This window comes from Acidovorax sp. 100 (assembly GCF_003688355.1).
Classification (GTDB): Bacteria; Pseudomonadota; Gammaproteobacteria; order Burkholderiales; family Burkholderiaceae_C; genus Acidovorax; species Acidovorax delafieldii.
Genome location: NZ_REFD01000001.1, coordinates 4,506,018 through 4,523,053, shown reverse-complemented (window position 1 = coordinate 4,523,053; position 17,036 = coordinate 4,506,018). Strand labels below are relative to the sequence as shown.

14 protein-coding genes are annotated in these 17,036 nt (G+C 65.0%); 9 read left to right on the top strand and 5 right to left on the bottom strand.

The window, feature by feature from the left end; all coding sequences use genetic code 11:
• Positions 1-59 precede the first annotated feature (59 nt).
• Together C8C96_RS20715 and C8C96_RS20710 are read right to left on the bottom strand one after the other, a co-directional pair.
• On the bottom strand, positions 60-1,013 hold the full coding sequence (locus C8C96_RS20715) for a homoserine kinase (protein ID WP_121943487.1): 954 nt from the start codon (positions 1,011-1,013) through the stop codon (positions 60-62).
• A 98-nt stretch (positions 1,014-1,111) separates the two neighbouring features.
• Positions 1,112-1,480 (bottom strand): hypothetical protein, encoded by a 369-nt coding sequence (locus tag C8C96_RS20710; protein WP_056747503.1) that lies wholly within the window; start codon positions 1,478-1,480, stop codon positions 1,112-1,114.
• Positions 1,481-1,532: 52 nt separating this feature from the next.
• Here C8C96_RS20710 and polA point away from each other — a divergent pair, with 52 nt between their 5' ends.
• The 5 genes from polA (at position 1,533) to C8C96_RS20690 (ending at position 7,955) form a co-directional block, all read left to right on the top strand.
• Entirely contained in the window at positions 1,533-4,331 is a 2,799-nt protein-coding gene (polA, locus tag C8C96_RS20705) for a DNA polymerase I (RefSeq protein WP_121943486.1), read from the top strand.
• A 119-nt stretch (positions 4,332-4,450) separates the two neighbouring features.
• Positions 4,451-5,116 carry a hypothetical protein gene (locus C8C96_RS24690; protein ID WP_147455697.1) on the top strand — a complete coding sequence of 222 codons (666 nt, stop codon included), beginning with the start codon at positions 4,451-4,453 and terminating at the stop codon, positions 5,114-5,116.
• Between the two features lie 252 nt (positions 5,117-5,368).
• Positions 5,369-6,274, top strand: coding sequence for a glutathione-dependent disulfide-bond oxidoreductase (gene yghU / locus C8C96_RS20700; protein ID WP_121943485.1), 906 nt, complete (start codon positions 5,369-5,371; stop codon positions 6,272-6,274).
• Positions 6,275-6,295: 21 nt separating this feature from the next.
• Positions 6,296-6,928: a glutathione S-transferase family protein gene (locus C8C96_RS20695; RefSeq protein ID WP_121943484.1), complete on the top strand. Its 633-nt coding sequence runs from the start codon at positions 6,296-6,298 to the stop codon at positions 6,926-6,928.
• A gap of 97 nt (positions 6,929-7,025) precedes the next feature.
• Positions 7,026-7,955, top strand: a complete 930-nt coding sequence (locus tag C8C96_RS20690; RefSeq protein WP_116749239.1) for a LysR family transcriptional regulator — start codon at positions 7,026-7,028, stop codon at positions 7,953-7,955.
• 63 nt (positions 7,956-8,018) lie between these two features.
• On the opposite strand, the gene C8C96_RS20685 is transcribed toward C8C96_RS20690, so the two are convergent.
• The gene (locus C8C96_RS20685) at positions 8,019-9,233 is read right to left on the bottom strand and encodes a D-amino acid dehydrogenase (protein ID WP_199737505.1); all 1,215 of its coding nucleotides are present in this window, start codon (positions 9,231-9,233) and stop codon (positions 8,019-8,021) included.
• Positions 9,234-9,592: 359 nt separating this feature from the next.
• On the opposite strand from C8C96_RS20685, the gene C8C96_RS20680 reads away from it, so the two are divergent.
• The 3 genes from C8C96_RS20680 (at position 9,593) to C8C96_RS20670 (ending at position 12,398) form a co-directional block, all read left to right on the top strand.
• A complete protein-coding gene (locus C8C96_RS20680) occupies positions 9,593-10,483 on the top strand; it encodes an amino acid ABC transporter substrate-binding protein (protein WP_056061154.1) in 891 nt (296 codons plus the stop codon).
• 11 nt (positions 10,484-10,494) lie between these two features.
• Positions 10,495-11,307: an aspartate/glutamate racemase family protein gene (locus tag C8C96_RS20675; protein ID WP_121944117.1), complete on the top strand. Its 813-nt coding sequence runs from the start codon at positions 10,495-10,497 to the stop codon at positions 11,305-11,307.
• A 248-nt stretch (positions 11,308-11,555) separates the two neighbouring features.
• Positions 11,556-12,398, top strand: a complete 843-nt coding sequence (locus tag C8C96_RS20670; RefSeq protein WP_233584282.1) for an amino acid ABC transporter substrate-binding protein — start codon at positions 11,556-11,558, stop codon at positions 12,396-12,398.
• Between the two features lie 21 nt (positions 12,399-12,419).
• Here C8C96_RS20670 and C8C96_RS20665 read toward each other — a convergent pair whose 3' ends face one another.
• Positions 12,420-13,310: an NAD-dependent epimerase/dehydratase family protein gene (locus tag C8C96_RS20665; RefSeq protein ID WP_121943481.1), complete on the bottom strand. Its 891-nt coding sequence runs from the start codon at positions 13,308-13,310 to the stop codon at positions 12,420-12,422.
• Positions 13,311-13,404: 94 nt separating this feature from the next.
• On the bottom strand, positions 13,405-15,795 hold the full coding sequence (locus tag C8C96_RS20660) for a GGDEF domain-containing protein (protein WP_121943480.1): 2,391 nt from the start codon (positions 15,793-15,795) through the stop codon (positions 13,405-13,407).
• Positions 15,796-16,053: 258 nt separating this feature from the next.
• On the opposite strand from C8C96_RS20660, the gene C8C96_RS20655 reads away from it, so the two are divergent.
• On the top strand, positions 16,054-16,950 hold the full coding sequence (locus C8C96_RS20655; protein WP_056061167.1) for a dienelactone hydrolase family protein: 897 nt from the start codon (positions 16,054-16,056) through the stop codon (positions 16,948-16,950).
• The last annotated feature ends 86 nt before the right edge of the window (positions 16,951-17,036 follow it).

Here is a 17,036-nt window from a genome sequence, read left to right as displayed (position 1 = left end):
CCACTGCCCCAAAACCGGTGGCTGGGCCAGGGGTTAGAGGCTGCTCGCCTGTGGTGGGATCAGCCCGCGTGTACGGGTAGGGCCAGGCGCCCGCGCAGCACGCGCTCGAAGTGTGTGGGGTCGTGGGGTTTGAGCATGGAGGCCTCGCGCGGCAGGTAGAAATCCCACAGGCGCGAGATCCAGAACCGCAGCGCCCCGGCGCGCAGCATGGCGGGCAGCAACTCGCGCTCGGCGGCTGTCAGCGGGCGCACGGCCTGGTACGCGTCGAGCATGCGCGTGGCGCGCTCGGCATCGTGGGCGCCGGTGGGCAGGTCGATGCACCAGTCGTTCAGGCATACGGCTAGGTCAAACAGCCAGGTGTCCACCCCTGCAAAGTAGAAGTCGAAGAAGCCCGTCAGCTCTTCACCCTCGAACATCACGTTGTCGCGGAACAGGTCGGCATGCACGGGCCCGCGCGGCAGGGCGGCATAGGCGGAGCTGGCGGCCACATGGTTCTGGTAGGCCAGCTCGGACCGCAGCAATGCGGCCTGTGCAGCGTCAATGTGTGGCAGCACCACCGGCACCGTCTCGTTCCACCAGGGCAGCCCGCGCAGGTTGCGCTGGTGGCGGTCAAAGTCGCGGCCCGCAAGGTGCATGCGGGCCAGCATGGTGCCCACGGCGGCGCAGTGCACGCCCTGAGGGGCCAGCTGGCTCTTGCCGCGCAGCTTGTTGACCACGGCGGCGGGTTTGCCACACACGGCGTGCAGGATGTCGCCGTTCTTGTCGGCACGCGGGTCGGGCACGGGCACGCCGCCGTGCGCCAGGTGCTTCATCAGGTACAGGTAGAAAGGCAGCTGCTCGGCCGTGAGGCGTTCGAACAGTGTCAGCACGAACTCGCCCTGGTCGCTGGTCAGAAAGTAGTTGGTGTTCTCGATGCCGCCCTCAATGCCGCGCAGCTCCACCAGCTCGCCCAGTTGCAAACGGCGCAGCAACTCGCGCGCCTCGGGATTGGAGACTTCGGTAAAAACGGCCATCGCTCAGGGGGTCGAAGAAAAGAGAAGGGGAAGGGGCGGGACAACGGGCGGGGCTCAACCGGTGGCAACGCAGTGCATGCGCGCCACCCTGCCACCCATCAGAACTTGAACACGTTCCAGACGCGGGGCGCGGTGGTGGTTTCAGCGCCATTGTTGCCACCGGCGCGGCTGCGCGCGCCATCAGGCGACTGCACTTCGTAGGCGGGCAGGTTGCCGGTCTTGGGCTGCACCGAGATGTTCTGGGTTTGCCCGCCGACCCGCAGCTCGTCCACACGGCTGCCTGCGTCTTCGATCTGGATGCGTTCCGTGCGCTGGTTGGTGCGACCAGACAGGGGCTCGGGATCGGGCAGCGCATCGCGCTGGTTACCAGCGCCTGCGGTGGTGGCAGCAGGGGATGGGGACGGGGTTTGGGCCAGGGCATTGCCGCAGGCCATGCCCAGCAGCAGGAGAAGGTGAACAGCGCGCATCGGGCGATTGTAGAGCGCCGCCCGGCGGGCGCTGCCCGTGCACAATTGCCGGATGAGCAACAAAAAGACCCTGGTGCTGGTGGACGGCTCCAGCTACCTCTACCGCGCCTTCCACGCCATGCCCGACCTGCGGGCCGTGCCGGGCGACCCTACAAGCCCTGCCACCGGTGCCATTCGCGGCATGATCAACATGATGCAGGCCCTGCGCAAAGAGGTGGTGGCCGACTACGCTGTGTGCGTGTTCGACGCCTCGGGCCCCACCTTCCGCGATGCCTTGTACACCGAATACAAGGCCACGCGCTCGCCCATGCCAGACGACCTGCGCAGCCAGATCGAGCCCATCCATGAGGTGGTGGACCTGCTGGGCTGGAAGGTGGTGGCCGTGCCCGGCGTGGAGGCCGACGACGTGATCGCCACCTTGGCCCACGTGGCGGCCGCACAGGGCATTGAGGTCATCGTGTCCAGCGGCGACAAGGATCTGAGCCAGCTGGTCAACGAGCACATCACCATCATCGACACCATGAGCGGCAAGCGCCGCGATGTGGCGGGCGTGACAGCAGAGTTTGGCGTGCCACCCACGCTGATGGTGGACTACCAGGCGCTGGTGGGCGACACCGTGGACAACGTGCCCGGCGTGACCAAGGTGGGCCCCAAGACGGCCGCCAAGTGGCTGGAAGAATACGGTTCGCTCGACAACCTGATCGCTAACGCCGACGCCATCAAGGGCGTGGCAGGCAACAACCTGCGCGAGGCGATTGCCAGCGGCCAGCTGGCCTTGAGCCGCCAGCTGGTCACCATGAAGACCGACTGCGGGCTGGCCGACTACATCCCTGGCCTGCCCGTGTTTGACGACATCACGCTGGACGCGCCCGACAACACCGGCCTGCTGCCGTTCTACGAAAAGTATGGCTTTAAGGGCCTGGCCAGCGCGATCAAGGGTGCAGCGGCCCCCGCCGCTACAGCCCCCACCGTCGCCATGCCCGGCCAAAGCGGCGATCTTTTTGCCGACCACTCCGCCAGCACCGTGGCCGAAGAAGCCCAGCACCGCACCGTGGTGTACGACACCATCCTGAACTGGGCGGACTTTGACCAGTGGCTGGAGCGCCTGCACAAAGCCGCGCTCGCGGCCATCGACACCGAAACAGACTCCCTCGACGAAATGCGCGCACAAATCGTCGGCATCAGTTTCAGCGTACAGCCCGGCGAGGCCGCCTACATTCCCCTGCGCCACGAAGGCCCCGATGCGCCCGCGCAACTGCCGCTGGATGAAGTGCTCGCCCGTCTCAAACCCTGGCTCGAAGACCCCAAGCACCACAAGCTGGGCCAGCACATCAAGTACGACCGCCATGTGTTCGCCAACCACGGCATCGAGGTGCAGGGCTATACACACGACACCATGCTGCAAAGCTATGTGCTCGAAGTGCACAAGCCCCACAACCTGACCAGCCTGGCCGAGCGCCACACGGGCCGCAAAGGCATCACCTACGAAGATCTGTGCGGCAAAGGCGCGCACCAGATTCCGTTTGCCCAGGTGTCTGTGGACAAAGCCGCTGCCTATTCGTGCGAAGACTCCGACCAGACCCTGGACGTGCACAACGCCCTGTGGCCCCTGCTGCAGGCGGATGACAAACTGCGCTTCATCTACGAACTGGAGATGCAAAGCAGCGAGGCCCTGTACCGCATCGAACGCAACGGCGTGCTCATCGACGCCCCCACGCTGGCCGCCCAAAGCCACGAGCTGGGCCAGCGCATCCTGCAGCTCGAAACCGAGGCGTACGAGATTGCAGGCCAGCCCTTCAACCTGAGCAGCCCCAAGCAGCTGGGCGAAATCTTCTTCGACAAGCTGGGCATGCCGGTTGTGAAGAAGACCGCCACCGGCGCGCGCAGCACCGACGAAGAAGTGCTGGAAAAGCTGGCCGAGGACTACCCCCTGCCCGCCAAGCTGCTGGAGCACCGCAGCCTCGTCAAGCTCAAAGGCACCTACACCGACAAGCTCGCGCAACTGGCCCTGCCACGCACCGGCCGCGTGCACACGCACTACGCGCAGGCCGTGGCGGTGACTGGCCGCTTGTCCAGCAACGACCCCAACCTGCAGAACATCCCCATCCGCACCCCGGAAGGCCGCCGCGTGCGCGAGGCCTTCGTGGCCCCCGCAGGCCGCGTGATTGCGAGTGCCGACTACTCCCAGATCGAGCTGCGCATCATGGCCCACCTGAGCGGCGACCACTCGCTGCTGCACGCCTTCCACGCCGGGCTGGACGTGCACCGCGCCACCGCTGCCGAAGTGTTTGGGGTAGAGGTGGATCAGGTCACCAGCGAGCAACGCCGCTACGCCAAGGTCATCAACTTTGGCCTTATCTACGGCATGAGCAGCTTTGGCCTGGCCAAGAACCTGGGCATCGAGACCAAGGCCGCTGCCGCCTACATTGACAAGTACTTCCAGCGCTATCCCGGCGTGAAGCAGTACATGGATGACACCAAGGCTTCAGCCAAGTCCATGGGCTATGTCGAAACCGTGTTTGGCCGCCGCCTGTACCTGCCCGAAATCAACTCCCCCAACGGCCCTCGCCGTGCCGGGGCCGAGCGCGCCGCTATCAATGCCCCCATGCAGGGCACGGCGGCAGACCTCATCAAGCTGGCCATGGTGGCGGTTCAGAAGGAGCTGGACACGCACAAGCCGGGCATCCAAATGATCATGCAGGTGCACGACGAACTGGTGTTTGAGCTGCCTGAGAGCGAGGTGGACTGGCTCAAGACCCACATCCCGCGCCTGATGGCAGAGGTGGCGGCGCTGAAGGTGCCGTTATTGGCGGAGGTGGGGGTGGGGCCGAACTGGGATAAGGCGCACTGAGCTTGCGCGCAAGTGTGGAAGGCTGGAGCCTTAGTCGTATTGCCAATCGGGCTTCACTACACATAACCTCAGAATCGCGCGGCACTCCCCCCCAACTCTTAACATTCATTAGAAAAGTCATGTCACTGTTGCACCTGCCGGAAGCAGCTATCGGTTCTATTGCTGCGGCAGTAATAGGCGCCTTCTTTGCATTCATTGGGTTAGTAATTGCAAAGGAGAGCAAGGTTTCTGAGTTTCGGCAGGCTTGGATTGATGAACTGCGCACCGAAATCGCTCTGGTTATCGCAGCACTTAACAATCTTCGAGGGATTTCTGTTGTCCAGATTCCGTCTCAGCTAGAAGCGTTCAAGCTCACGGAATCTTTCTTTATGGAAGCCAACAAAGCATCATCCGCAATCAAATTGCGTTTGAACCCAAATGAAGAACGTTGCAAAGAAGTGCTTCGGCTGCTGAATAACCTTGAATCGCTGCACATGAAGGGCTTTCCTATCGACATACAGGCCTGTCGGAAGTGTGAGGACGATTTGCTTGCTGCATCGCAATTACTTCTTAAAGCTGAGTGGCGGCGGGTGCGAACTGGAGAGCGTGTATTCAATGTCGCAAAGTGGAGTGGCCTCGCGGTGTCCATTGCGCTTGTCGTTCTTTTACTGTTCAGCGTCGCTAACTCATCGGGCAAAAAAGCCGCGGTGAATGATCCGGTAGACGCAAAAGCTCCATTGCTTGGAGCTTCGGTACCTTTGTCAAGCACTGCTCGTTCGGTTGCGCCGGAAGCTGCCAAGCAATAGGAGTCATTCTGTGAGGACTCGTTGTTGAGTGGTCGCGATTCGTTCGAAACTCAGTATGTTGGGGACTTGATGACGCCATGGAATACGTGAACGCGAACAAAGAAATGGCCATGGGCACTGATCGCAAAATTTAGGTTGGTGCAGAGAGAGTTCGAGTAATTTCAGCATGAGTAACATGACTCCCTTCGCGGTGGCCTTTTGGAAATTGGATGGGACCGCGCGCTCTTTTAACGGACCTACCGGGAACTCTAAATGTCTGATCTCACCCCCTACACGCCCCCAGCCATCTGGCAATGGAACAAAGAAAACGGCGGCCAGTTCGCCAGCATCAACCGGCCCATTGCCGGGGCTACGCACGACAAAGAGCTGCCCGTGGGTAAGCACCCGCTGCAGCTGTATTCGCTGGGCACGCCCAATGGCGTGAAGGTGACCGTGATGCTGGAAGAGCTGCTGGCGCTGGGCCACAACGGGGCGGAGTACGACGCATGGCTGATCCGCATCAACGAGGGTGAGCAGTTTGGCCGCGGCTTCGTGTCTGTGAACCCCAACTCCAAGATCCCGGCCCTGCTGGACCGCACCGACCCGGCCAACCCGGTGCGGGTGTTCGAGTCCGGCGCCATCCTGATGTATCTGGCCGAGAAGTTCGGCAGCGCCTTCTTGCCCAAAGACGGCGCTGCGCGCGCCGAGTGCCTGTCATGGCTGTTCTGGCAGATGGGCAGTGCGCCGTTTGTGGGCGGCGGGTTTGGGCATTTTTATGCCTATGCGCCAGTGAAGATCGAGTATGCGATTGACCGCTATGCGATGGAGGCCAAGCGGCAGCTGGATGTGCTGAACCAGCGCCTGGCGGTGACTGAGTACGTGGCGGGCGATGAGTACACGGTGGCCGACATTGCGATTTGGCCCTGGTATGGCTTGCTGGTGAAAGGGCAGGCCTACAACGCAGGCGAGTTTTTGCAGGTGCAAGAATACACGCATGTGGTGCGCTGGGCCGAACAGGTGGCCAAGCGCCCGGCGGTGCAGCGGGGGCGCAAGGTCAACCGCGTCAACGGCGACCTGGCCAGCCAGTTGCGCGAGCGGCATGACGCCAGCGACTTTGACACCAAGACGCAGGACAAGATCGAGGCGGCGGCAGCGGCAGCTTCTTCCCCCGCACGCTGAGTGTTTTTGCAAGGCGTCACCATGATTACTTTGTATGACTGCGCCACGGCGCCCAGCCCGCGCCGTGCGCGCATCCTGCTGGCAGAAAAGGGTGTGGCCCACGACACCGTGCAGGTGGACCTGCGCAATGGCGAGCAACTGGGCGAGGCCTACCGCCAGATCAACCCGCAGTGCACGGTGCCCGCGCTGCGCACTGAAGAGGGTCTGCTGCTGACCGACAACGCGGCGATCACGGCGTATGTGGAGGCGCGCTACCCGCAGCCTGCACTGCTGGGCGAGACGCCTGCAGAAAAGGCCGAGATTGCGAGCTGGAACTGGCGCATGGAGTTCGAGGGCCTGCAGGCCATTGCCGAGGCGCTGCGCAACAGCGCGCCCGCCATGGCCAACCGGGCATTGCCCGGCGCGGTGGACTACCCGCAAATCCCGGCCCTGGCTGAGCGTGGACTGGTGCGTGTGGGGCAGTTCTTTCAGCTGCTCAACGAGCGCCTCGCGGACCGCGAATTCATTGCCACTGACCGCTTCAGCGTGGCCGACATCACGGCGGTGGTGGCGGTGGACTTTGCGCGTGTGGTCAAGCACAAGCCCGGCGAGCAGCACCCGCACTTGCTGCGCTGGCGTGCGGCCATGGCGCTGCGGCCGTCGATGTCGCTTTAGCTGCAAGCGCGTGCGAGGCGCGCGGTTTGAGTGCGCGATTTCGCAATGGGTACATGCAAGGATTGCGCTTGCGGCCCATTCCTTGCATCGTCAGCATATGCGCCTTCGCCACATAGAAGTCTTCAACGCCGTCATGCTCACCGGCAGCGTGAGCGCGGCGGCCCGCCTCATCAACGTCACGCAGCCTGCGGTCAGCCGCATCCTGGCGCATGCTGAATTGCAGCTGGGCTTTCCGTTGTTCCACCGGCTCAAGGGCAAGCTGGTACCCACCACCGAGGCACAGACCCTGTACCCGCACATCGAGCGCCTGTTCACCCAGCTCGATGATGTGCAGCGCCTGGCCAACAGCCTCAAGAGCGACCGGCGTGAGGGTGAGTTGCATATCCTGAGCGTGCTGGCGCTGAGCTACGAGGTGCTGCCGCGTGCGTTGCGTTTTTTCAGGAAAAAGCACCCGGATGTACAGGTGACAATCGACGCGCTGCACTCGCCCCAGATCGTCTCAGCCCTGGTTCTGCAGGAGGCGGATGTGGGCTTTGTGTTCAGCGCCATCGCCCACCCCGCGCTCACGCAGGAGCATCTGGCCGATGGGCGCATGGTGTGTGTGGCGCCCAAGGGCATGCTGGGCGCTGCGCTGGTGGCGGCCGGGGTGGTGCATCTGGCCGACCTGGCAGACACGCCGGTGGTGCGCCTGGATGTGCGCGACCCCATCGGCACGGTGGTCAACCACGCGTGCCGCGAGGCTGGCGTGGGCCTGCAGACGGCGTTCACGGTGCAGACCTACCATGCGGCGCTGGCGCTGGCGCACCATGGTCACGCGGTGGCGCTGGTGGACGCCTGCACGGCGGCATCGGCCGACCGCAGCAAAGTGGATGTACTGGCGCTGGCGCCGCACATTGCCGTGCCCATCAAGTCGCTGCGCACCGTCAACCGCCCCAGCTCACTGCTGGCCAGTGCCATGACGCAATGCATGCGCCAGGCGGTGGCAGAGACTCTGGAAGCGGTGGGCCTGCAGCCCGAGGCGGAGTGAACGCACCACCTGCCGAGGCGGGTGGTGCCTTGTGCGGCTGCAGAGCGTGGGAGTGCGGGAGAGTTAGGCGGGCGCCAGCAGCTCGGCCACCTGCGCCGCCGTGCCGAACGCTAGCGTGAACCCCAAAGAGCCATGGCCTGTGTTGAGCAGCAAGTTGTCCGGTGCCCCCACCCAACGGCCTACGATCGGCAGCCCGGTGGGCGTGGCGGGGCGCATGCCGGTCCAGGCATGCAGCTCTCCGCCTTGATGGCAGGTCGGGAAAACGGCGCGGGTGGCATCGCACAGGCTCTGGATGCGTGCCGCAGGTATGCGTGCATCGTGCCCCACCAGTTCGGCCATGCCCGCCACCCGCAGGCGCTGGCCGATGCGCGCAAACACCACTTTGCGTGCAGCATCGGTCACATTGACGCGAGGCGCTGCCGATGGTGCGGGGTTGGTATCCAGCGTGATGCTGTAGCCCTTGAGGGGGTATACAGGCAAGCGCAACCCCAGCGTTTGAGCCACCTGGTGGCTGCGGCTGCCCAGGGCCAGCACAAACTGCTGCGCCTCGATGGCTCCTGCGCTGGTCTGCACCGCAGCAATGCGGGATCCCTCGCGCACAAAGCCTTGGACCGTGGCGCCCAGCACGAAGCGCACCCCCCGTGCGGCCAGCACGGCCTGCAAGCCTTGACAGACCTGGAGGCAGTCGGCAGCGCATTCACTGGGGGTATAGATGGCTCCGGCAATGCGCGGCTGGTAGTGCAGCAGCGCGGGCTCAAGCTCCACGCAACGCTGGGCCGAAACCGCCTGCTGTTCGCTGCCCCACTGGCGCTGCAGGTCCATCTGGCGTTGGGCAGCGGCCAGGCCGGCTGCGGTGTCGTACAGCACCAGCTTGCCGGTGCTGGAGAAATTGCAGTCCAGAGACTCTGCCTGCAGCATGGTTTCCAAATGATGGCGGCTCAGGGCGGCCAGGGCCAGCAGTTGTGCGGTGCTGCGTTCGGAAGTCTGCCGGTTGCAGGCGCGCAGAAACTCCAGCCCCCAGCGCCACTGGTGGGTATCCCACTGCAGGCGCAGCTTGAGTGGGGAGGTGGGCGAGAGCAGCAGCCGGGGCAGCTGCCGCCAGATGCTGGCGTCCGCCAGCGGTTGTACATAGCTGTAGCTCAGTTGCGCGCCGTTGCCACCGCTGGCGCCAGTGCCGGGCTGCGCTTGGTCGATGACGGTGACCTGCAGGCCGCGCTGTTGAAGTTCATATGCCGTGGCCAGGCCGACGATGCCTGCGCCCAATACACATACCTGCATCGGAGAGAGTGAAACGGTTGGAGGAGATGACAACGAATGTAGGCGGCAGTGCACCTGCTGAACAATGCCAAAGCAGTGCCTTGCCATGCCAGGAAGTTATGCACTGGTCAGCGCCTGGTGTTTTCAGGATGGGCCGGCGGGAGAGGGGTGGGGGCACCGGGATGCAAGGGCCGCAAAGAAGGCAGGACGATCCACGATGGTGCGCGGAGGTGCACCGAAACAGAGCCATAACTTTTCATCATGGTGGACCCGCGCAAATGAATTGTTCAAGACGGCCGCAAATTTTTACAGTGCCCCTGCATCTTGCTTTCTCGTCTGTCCGACTGTCTGTTCACCTGATTTTTTGCAAAGGGATTCCCATGAAGCTCTCCGCTGTCACCGCTGCTGTCCTCGTGGTCGCCGGTGTGCTGGCCAGTACCGTGGCCAGTGCCGACACCCTCAAGAAGATTGCCGACTCCGGCAAGATCACGCTGGCCTACCGCGAGTCGTCGGTGCCCTTCAGCTATCTGGCGGGCCCGGGCAACCCGGTGGGCATGTCGGTGGACATCTCCAACGCTGTGGTCGACGCGGTGAAGAAACGGTTGAACAACCCTGCCATCAAGGTGGAGCTGCAGGCCGTGACTTCGCAAAACCGCATTCCGCTGCTGACCAACGGCACCGTGGACCTGGAGTGCGGATCGACCACCAACAACACGGCGCGCGGCAAGGACGTGCAATTTGCCATCAACTATTTCTACACCGGCACCCGGCTGCTGACCAAGAAGGCCTCGGGCGTCAAGAACTACGCCGACCTCGCCAAGAAAAAAGTGGCCAGCACCTCAGGCACCACCAACGCGCAGGTGATCCGCAAGTACAACCGCGACAACAACCTGGACATGGACATCGTGCTGGGCAAGGACCACGAGGACTCGCTGCTGCTGGTGGACACCGGCCGTGCAGAGGCCTTCGCCATGGACGACATCCTGCTGTTTGGACTGATGGGCAACACGCGCAACCCGGCCGACTGGGTGGTGGTGGGCGACTCGCTGCAGGTCGAACCCTATGCCTGCATGCTGCGCAAGGACGACCCGCAGTTCCAGACGCTGGTCAACGGCGTGATCGGCGGGATGATGAAGTCGGGCGAGTTCGACAAGCTCTACACCAAGTGGTTCATGTCGCCAGTGCCCCCGCGCGGCCAGAACCTCAACCTGCCCATGAGCAAGGAGCTGCGCGACAACCTGGTGGCCCAGAGCGACAAGCCTGCGCTGTGATGGGTGTGAGCATGTTGCCGTCGACCCCGCACCCTCCGGCCCCGCAGGTGGTGGGCATTCTGGGGGGCATGGGGCCTGCTGCGGGTGCCGACTTTGTGCGCCTGTTTGTGCAGGCCTGCACTGACCGCATGGCGGCGCTGGGCATCCCTGTGCACGACCAGGCTTACCCTGAGCATTGGCTGGCGCAGGTGCCCATTCCCGACCGCACGGCGGCTTTGCACGACACCCGCCCCGGGGCCCACCAGCCTGCAGACCCGATGCTGCAGGCCACGGGCCGCCTGGCGGCCCTGGGCGCGCGCGTGGTGGCCATTGCCTGCAACACGGCGCATGCCTGGCATGGCCTGCTGCAGCAGCGCTTTCCTCAGTTGATGGTGCTGCATGGTGTGCAAGAGGTCGCTGCAGACCTGGCGCTGCACAAGGTGCATGGCGTGGGCCTGTTGGCCACGCAGGGTGCCTACGAGGCGGGCTTGTACCAGCGCGAACTGGAGCACCGCGACATCGACTGCTTTGTGCCCGAACCCCGTGAGCGCGATGAGCTGATGCAGGGTATCTACGACGGTGTGAAGGCCGGCAACTACGCGCTGGCCCGCCAGCGGTTCGAGTCCGTGTCGCTGGTGCTGCAGCAGCGCTATGGGGTCTCCACGCTCATCATGGGCTGCACAGAAATTCCACTCGCACTGTCAGAGCACCCCCGGCTGGAGGGGCTGACGCTGGTCAACCCGTCCATGGTGTTGGCGGCTGCCTTGGCGCGGCATGCGTACGGAAACACGGGCATGGAAGCCCCGCCCCCCACTGGGCCTTCAGCTTCGCGGGCTGCGGTATAGCGCTGTAGAGCCCTGGTGCCGCTGCGCCCTGGTACGCCAGCCAGCGCACAGGCCATTGCCCAGGCGGCATCACGAAAACTTCGAAGAGGCAAGCCATGACATGTGAAGCGAATCCCGCGAGATTTGGGATGGTGCGTGCGCTGGCTGCTGCCTGCGCTGCGTGTGCGACGGCGGGAGTCATCGCGCAGAACACGGGGACCGCTGCGGGTTTATCGACCTCTGCGAAGGCGGAAGTGCCAAGCCCCGCCTTGGCGCGCACAGCGGAGCCTCTGGGCCAGACGCTGCAGCGCATCCAGGCCACGGGAAGAGTGGTCATCGGCCACCGCGAATCTTCTCTGCCGATGTCCTATGTGGTCAATGGGGTGCCCCTGGGCTACAGCGTGGACGTGTGCCTGCAGATCGCACAGGCCATCGGTCGCCATCTGCAGCGGCGCGATCTGCGGGTGGACTACCGTCAGGTCACGTCGGGCAACCGCTTTGAGGCCATCGAGCGCGGCGTTGTGGACCTGGAATGCGGCTCCACCACCAACACGGCTGCGCGCAGGCAGCGGGTGGCTTTCACCATTGCGCACTTCATTGCGTCATCACGCATCGTGGTGCAAAGCCAGCGCCCCTTCGAGCGTATCGAAGACCTGGACGGCAAGACCGTGGCTTCGACGGTGGGCACCACCAACATCGATTCGCTGGCGCGCGAGGCTGCCAACAAATCAGTGCGCCTGCGCATCGAGCCCGCTCGTGACCATGCCGAGGGCTTTGGCTGGGTGGTGGATGGCAGGGTGGACGGCTTTGCGATGGACGATGTGCTGCTCTATGGCCTGCGTGCCAGCCATGCCCGCCCGCAAGACCTGAAGGTGATTGGCAAGCCCATGACCATCGAGCCCTATGCGGTAGCGTTCGAGCGCAACGACCCTGCGCTCAAGGCCGTGGTCGATGCGGAGCTGCGGCGGCTCATCCAGACGCGGGAGCTGCACCGCCTGTACGACAAGTGGTTCACCCGGCCCATTCCTCCCCATGGCATCAATTTGGGCATGCGCATGTCGCACCTGCTGGTGGATTCGCTGCGGTATCCGTCGGACTTCGTGCCCCAGTGACGAGGGCACAGACGTTGCACGTCAGCGCCAGGCGGTCGCCACCAGCTGGCTGTAATGCACCGCCTTGCGGCCCAGCAGCTGCTCGAACACGGCGGGGTTGCCCACGTTGTCGCTGCCCAGCATGGTCAGGGTTTCGGTGCACCAGGGCACGCTGGGCACTGAGTCGCCGAGGCGGGCGCTCAGCTGGGTGAGCGGGTCGGGCAGGCGCAGCACATGGGCTTTGCCATGGCCCAGTTGCTGGCGCAGGCTGGCAATGAAGTCGCCCATGGTCAGGGCCTCCGGCCCAGCGCACTCGACGATGCCCTGGGTGGAGATGGCGGGCCCCAGCAGTGCAACGATGGCGGCGGCCAGATCGTGCACCGACACGGGCTGCACCCGCGCCGTGAGCATGGGGCCGGGGAACAGCGCCACTGGCAGGCGCGCCAGGTTCATGAACAGCGCACTGCTGTCGCCGCCTTTGCCAAACACCACACTGGGGCGCAGGATGGCGGGGTGCAATGCACCTTGTTTGGCCAACGCCAGCAGGTGCGTGTCTGCCGCGCGCTTGGTGGTGGCATAGCGGGTGGCACTGCCCTCAATGCCCAGGGCCGAAACATGCACCACGCGCCGCACACCCGCCTGGGCGCACGCATCAAACAGCGCGACGGGCGTGTGCTGGTGCACGGCGTCGATGGGGCGCGCACGGCTGTCGCGCAGCACCCCCACAGCATTCACCACGGCATCGATACCCGCCAGGCGCGGCAGCCAGGCCTGGGCCGAGGTGTCGCGCGCAAAGTCCATGGGCACCTGCAAGGCGCCGTGTGACTGGTGCCGGGGTGATACGCCGCCGTGCACCTGGTGTCCTGCACGGGTGAGTGCGGAAGCCACGGTGCGGCCCACAAAACCGGTGGAGCCGGTGAGCAAAATGTTCATCAGCGTCGTCCTGCAAAGAAGGTGAAGCGTGCAAAAACCGGAAGGCCCGGCGCGGACCTGCTCAGGCCGTCGCCACCCCCGCAGGGCAACACCGTCACTGCGCAGGCGTGAAGACCTCGAAGCGGTTGCGGCCGCCGTACTTGGCGCGGTACAGAGCCGCATCGGCCGCGTGCACGAGTGTGTCAGAACTGGTGCCGGGGCGTGGCACCAGGCTGGCAATGCCCATGCTGAGCGTGATGTAGGGCGCCGTGGGGGAGCGGGGGTGGGCCAGGGCCGCCTCGCGCAGGCTGGCCATGCAGCGCTCTGCCACCGTCACTGCCTCTGGCAGGGGCACATCGGGCAGCAGCAGCACAAACTCCTCGCCGCCGTAGCGTGCGGCCACCTCGTCGGCCCGGCGGATGGTGCCCTGCAGTAGCTGCGCCACTCGGCGCAGGCATTCGTCACCGGCCAGATGGCCGTAGTGGTCGTTGTAGAGCTTGAAGTGGTCGATATCGATCAGGATCACGGCCAGCGGTAGCTGGTGCCGCCCGCAGCGCATCCATTCGGTGGCCAGCCGCTCGTCAAAGCGCCGGCGGTTGCCAATGCCCGTCACACCGTCGGTGGTGGACAGAAGGGCCAGCTTGGCGTTGGCGGCGGCCAGTTCCTGCTCCTTGCGCACCAGTTGGGTCACGTCGGTGCGCACACCGGCGATGCCGCCCTGGGGGGTGCGCCGCTCGTCGGCCTGCAGCCAGCGGCCCTCGGGCAGGCGCTGCAGCACGGCATGGTTGGCCGCGCGGTGGTCGGCCATGCGCTGGGCGAGCCAGGCCTCTTCGTTGCCAATGGCGTCGGGGTACTGGCCGCGCTCGGCGCCGTAGCGCGCGATCTGTTCAAACGTGCTGCCGGGCACGATCATGGGGGCCGAGATGGGGTACAGGCGCCGGTACTGGGCGTTGCACACCACCAGCTTGTCTTCTGCATCGAACAGGGCAAAGCCTTCTGGCAGGGACTCCACGGCGTCTTGCAGCAGCTGGCGGGCCTGCTGCGCCGCTTGCTGCGCGGCCTCCAGGGCCTGGCGCTGCTCGATGAGGTTGGTGATGTCCAGCCGCACGGCCACGACGTAGTTCTCCGGGGTGCGGGTTTCGTAGATGTTGATCCAGCGGCCATCGCTCAGACGCTGCACCAGGGTGGATGTGCTGCTGCCGTGCTCTGACAGGCGCTCTGCGATCCATGCCTCCTCGCGCCCCTTGGCCGAAGGGATCAGGCCGCGCGAGACCGAATAACGCAGGATGTCCACAAAACCCTTGCCCAGGTGGTCCGCATAGTTGATGTACGGATACATGCGAGACAGCTGCTGGTTGTAGAGCACCAGCCGGTCCTGCTCGTCGAAGATCTCGATGCCCACGGGCAGGGCCTCCACCGCGCGCTCCAGCAGCTGGCGCATGCGCTGGCTTTCCTGTCGGGCGGTCTCGACCTTCTGGCGCTGTTCGATCAGGTCGCTGATGTCCAGGCGCACGCACACCGTCATGCCGGACGGGGTGCGGCATTCGTGCATGTGCATCCACGTGCCGTTGGGGTAGTGGCGCACTTCGGGGCCGGGCCGATGGCCCCGGATGGCCAGCTCATGCGCAAGCCAGAGCTCTTCCTGGTCCTTGGCCTCCTCGGGGATGCCGTAGCGCAGGCCCTCGCGCAGCAGTTCCTCATACGTCTTGCCCAGGGACTCAGCCACGGGCAGGTGCGGACGCAGGCGGGCCATCTGGTCATTGCACAGCACCAGCCGGTCTTGCTCGTCATAGATGTCCAGCCCGGCGGGCATGGCATTGACGGCCTCGCGCAGGCTGCGTTCGGCTCGTTCGGCGTCATGCAGGGCCTGCTTGAGTGCGCGTTCCTTGTGCACTGCGTCCGTGATGTCGGCGCGCAGTACCACCATGCCGCCCCCGTCTTGCAGGCGCTCGGTGATGAGCATCCAGCGGTCGCCCTCGACCTCCTGCACCTCGGGCTGGCCGGGCGAGCGATGGCGGGCCATGCGGTCGGCCAGCCAGGCATTGGTGTCCTGCCGCGCAGCCACGATGTGGCCCGATTCGGCAGCGCGGCGCAGCACGTCTTCAAAGCGGGTGCCGTAATCGACGGCCATGGTGGTGCCAGGGCTGACTTCCCGGTACCGGGGATTGCACAGCACCAAGCGGTCGTCAGCGTCGTAGATGGCCAGCCCGTCGGGCAGGATGTCCAGCGTGGCGCACAGCTGGTTGGTGGCCCGCTGCGCAGCATCCTGGGCGGCCCTGGCGGTGGCATGCATCGCCAGCAACCGGAGGCTCAGCCACCAGCACAGCACCGCACTGGCCACCAGCGCCAGCCCGGCACCCGCGCTGGCCAGTCGCATGGCCGGGTCCATGCTTTGGCGGGCCAGCGCCCAGGTCAGCAACCCCAAGCCCCCCGCGCCGCAAATCCCGACCACCAGTCGGACCAGCAGCTGTCCGCGCAGGGGGAGTGGTGTGGGATGAGGGGGCATGCGCTCGGGCCGGTGCGGGTGGTCTGCGGGAGGTGGGCGGGTGGATGAAGAAAGAAAAAAGCAAATGTGGGCGGGCGAGCAGGCGTTTGCGCGGTAGCGGGTTGGTGGCGCATGCCCACGGCGACGATGCTCGCGGAAAGTCTAGCAGTGCTCCCCGTTTTTCGGTATCCGAAAATGCGGAGGCGGTGCAAACCCCATAGACTCCGGGGCTGGCAGTTTCCACCCCGTGGCCCATCCCCCTTTTTTTGGAGAAAACCGATGTTCAATGACGACCTCCATGCCGACGCCCAGGCGCTGTTGCCGGGCCGCACCACCGAAGCGGGCGCCACGCGCCGCACTGCGCTGCAGGCAGCGCTGGGCCTGGGTTATGCGGCGGCGGCCGCCCCCATCATGGCGCAGACGGCCATTGCCACGCCGGCAGACGGTCTGACGGTGGGGGAAGTGAGCTTCACGGTCAATGGCTTCAAGGTGCCGGCCTATCGCGCAGCACCGGCTGGCAAGACCGGCCTGCCCGTGGTGCTGGTGATCCAGGAAATTTTTGGCGTGCACGAATACATCGCCGACACCTGCCGCCGCTTTGCCAAGGCGGGCTACCTGGCCATTGCCCCACAGCTGTACGCGCGCCAGGGCGATGCCACCACCTATACCGACATTGCCAAGCTGATGGCTGAAGTGGTGTCCAAGGTGCCCGATGCCCAGGTGATGGCCGACCTGGACGGCGCTGTGGCATGGGCCGCAGCCAACGGGGGCGATGGTGCCCGGGTGGGGATCACCGGCTTTTGCTGGGGTGGCCGCATCACCTGGCTGTATGCCGCACACGGCCCCGTCAAGGCCGGCGTGGCATGGTACGGGCGGCTGGTGGGGCAAGCGAGCGAGCTCACCCCCAAGCACCCTGTGGACCTGGCGCCCATCCTCAAGGCGCCGGTGCTGGGCCTGTATGGCGAAAAAGACACCGGTATCCCTCTTGACACGGTTGATAAGATGAAAGCGGCCTTGTCCAGTGGCTCGCCACAGGCCAAGGCGTCGGAATTTGTGGTGTACCCCGATGCACCGCATGCCTTCCATGCCGACTACCGCGCCAGCTACCGCAAGGAAGCGGCCGAAGACGGCTGGAAGCGTGCGCTGGCCTGGTTCAAGACGCACGGTGTGGTTTGATGCACAAACCCCCGGCCCACCAGGCCACCCGCAGCCGCCCCATACCCGGGGCGGCTTTTTTCATCTTGCATCGGGCGTGCAGATTC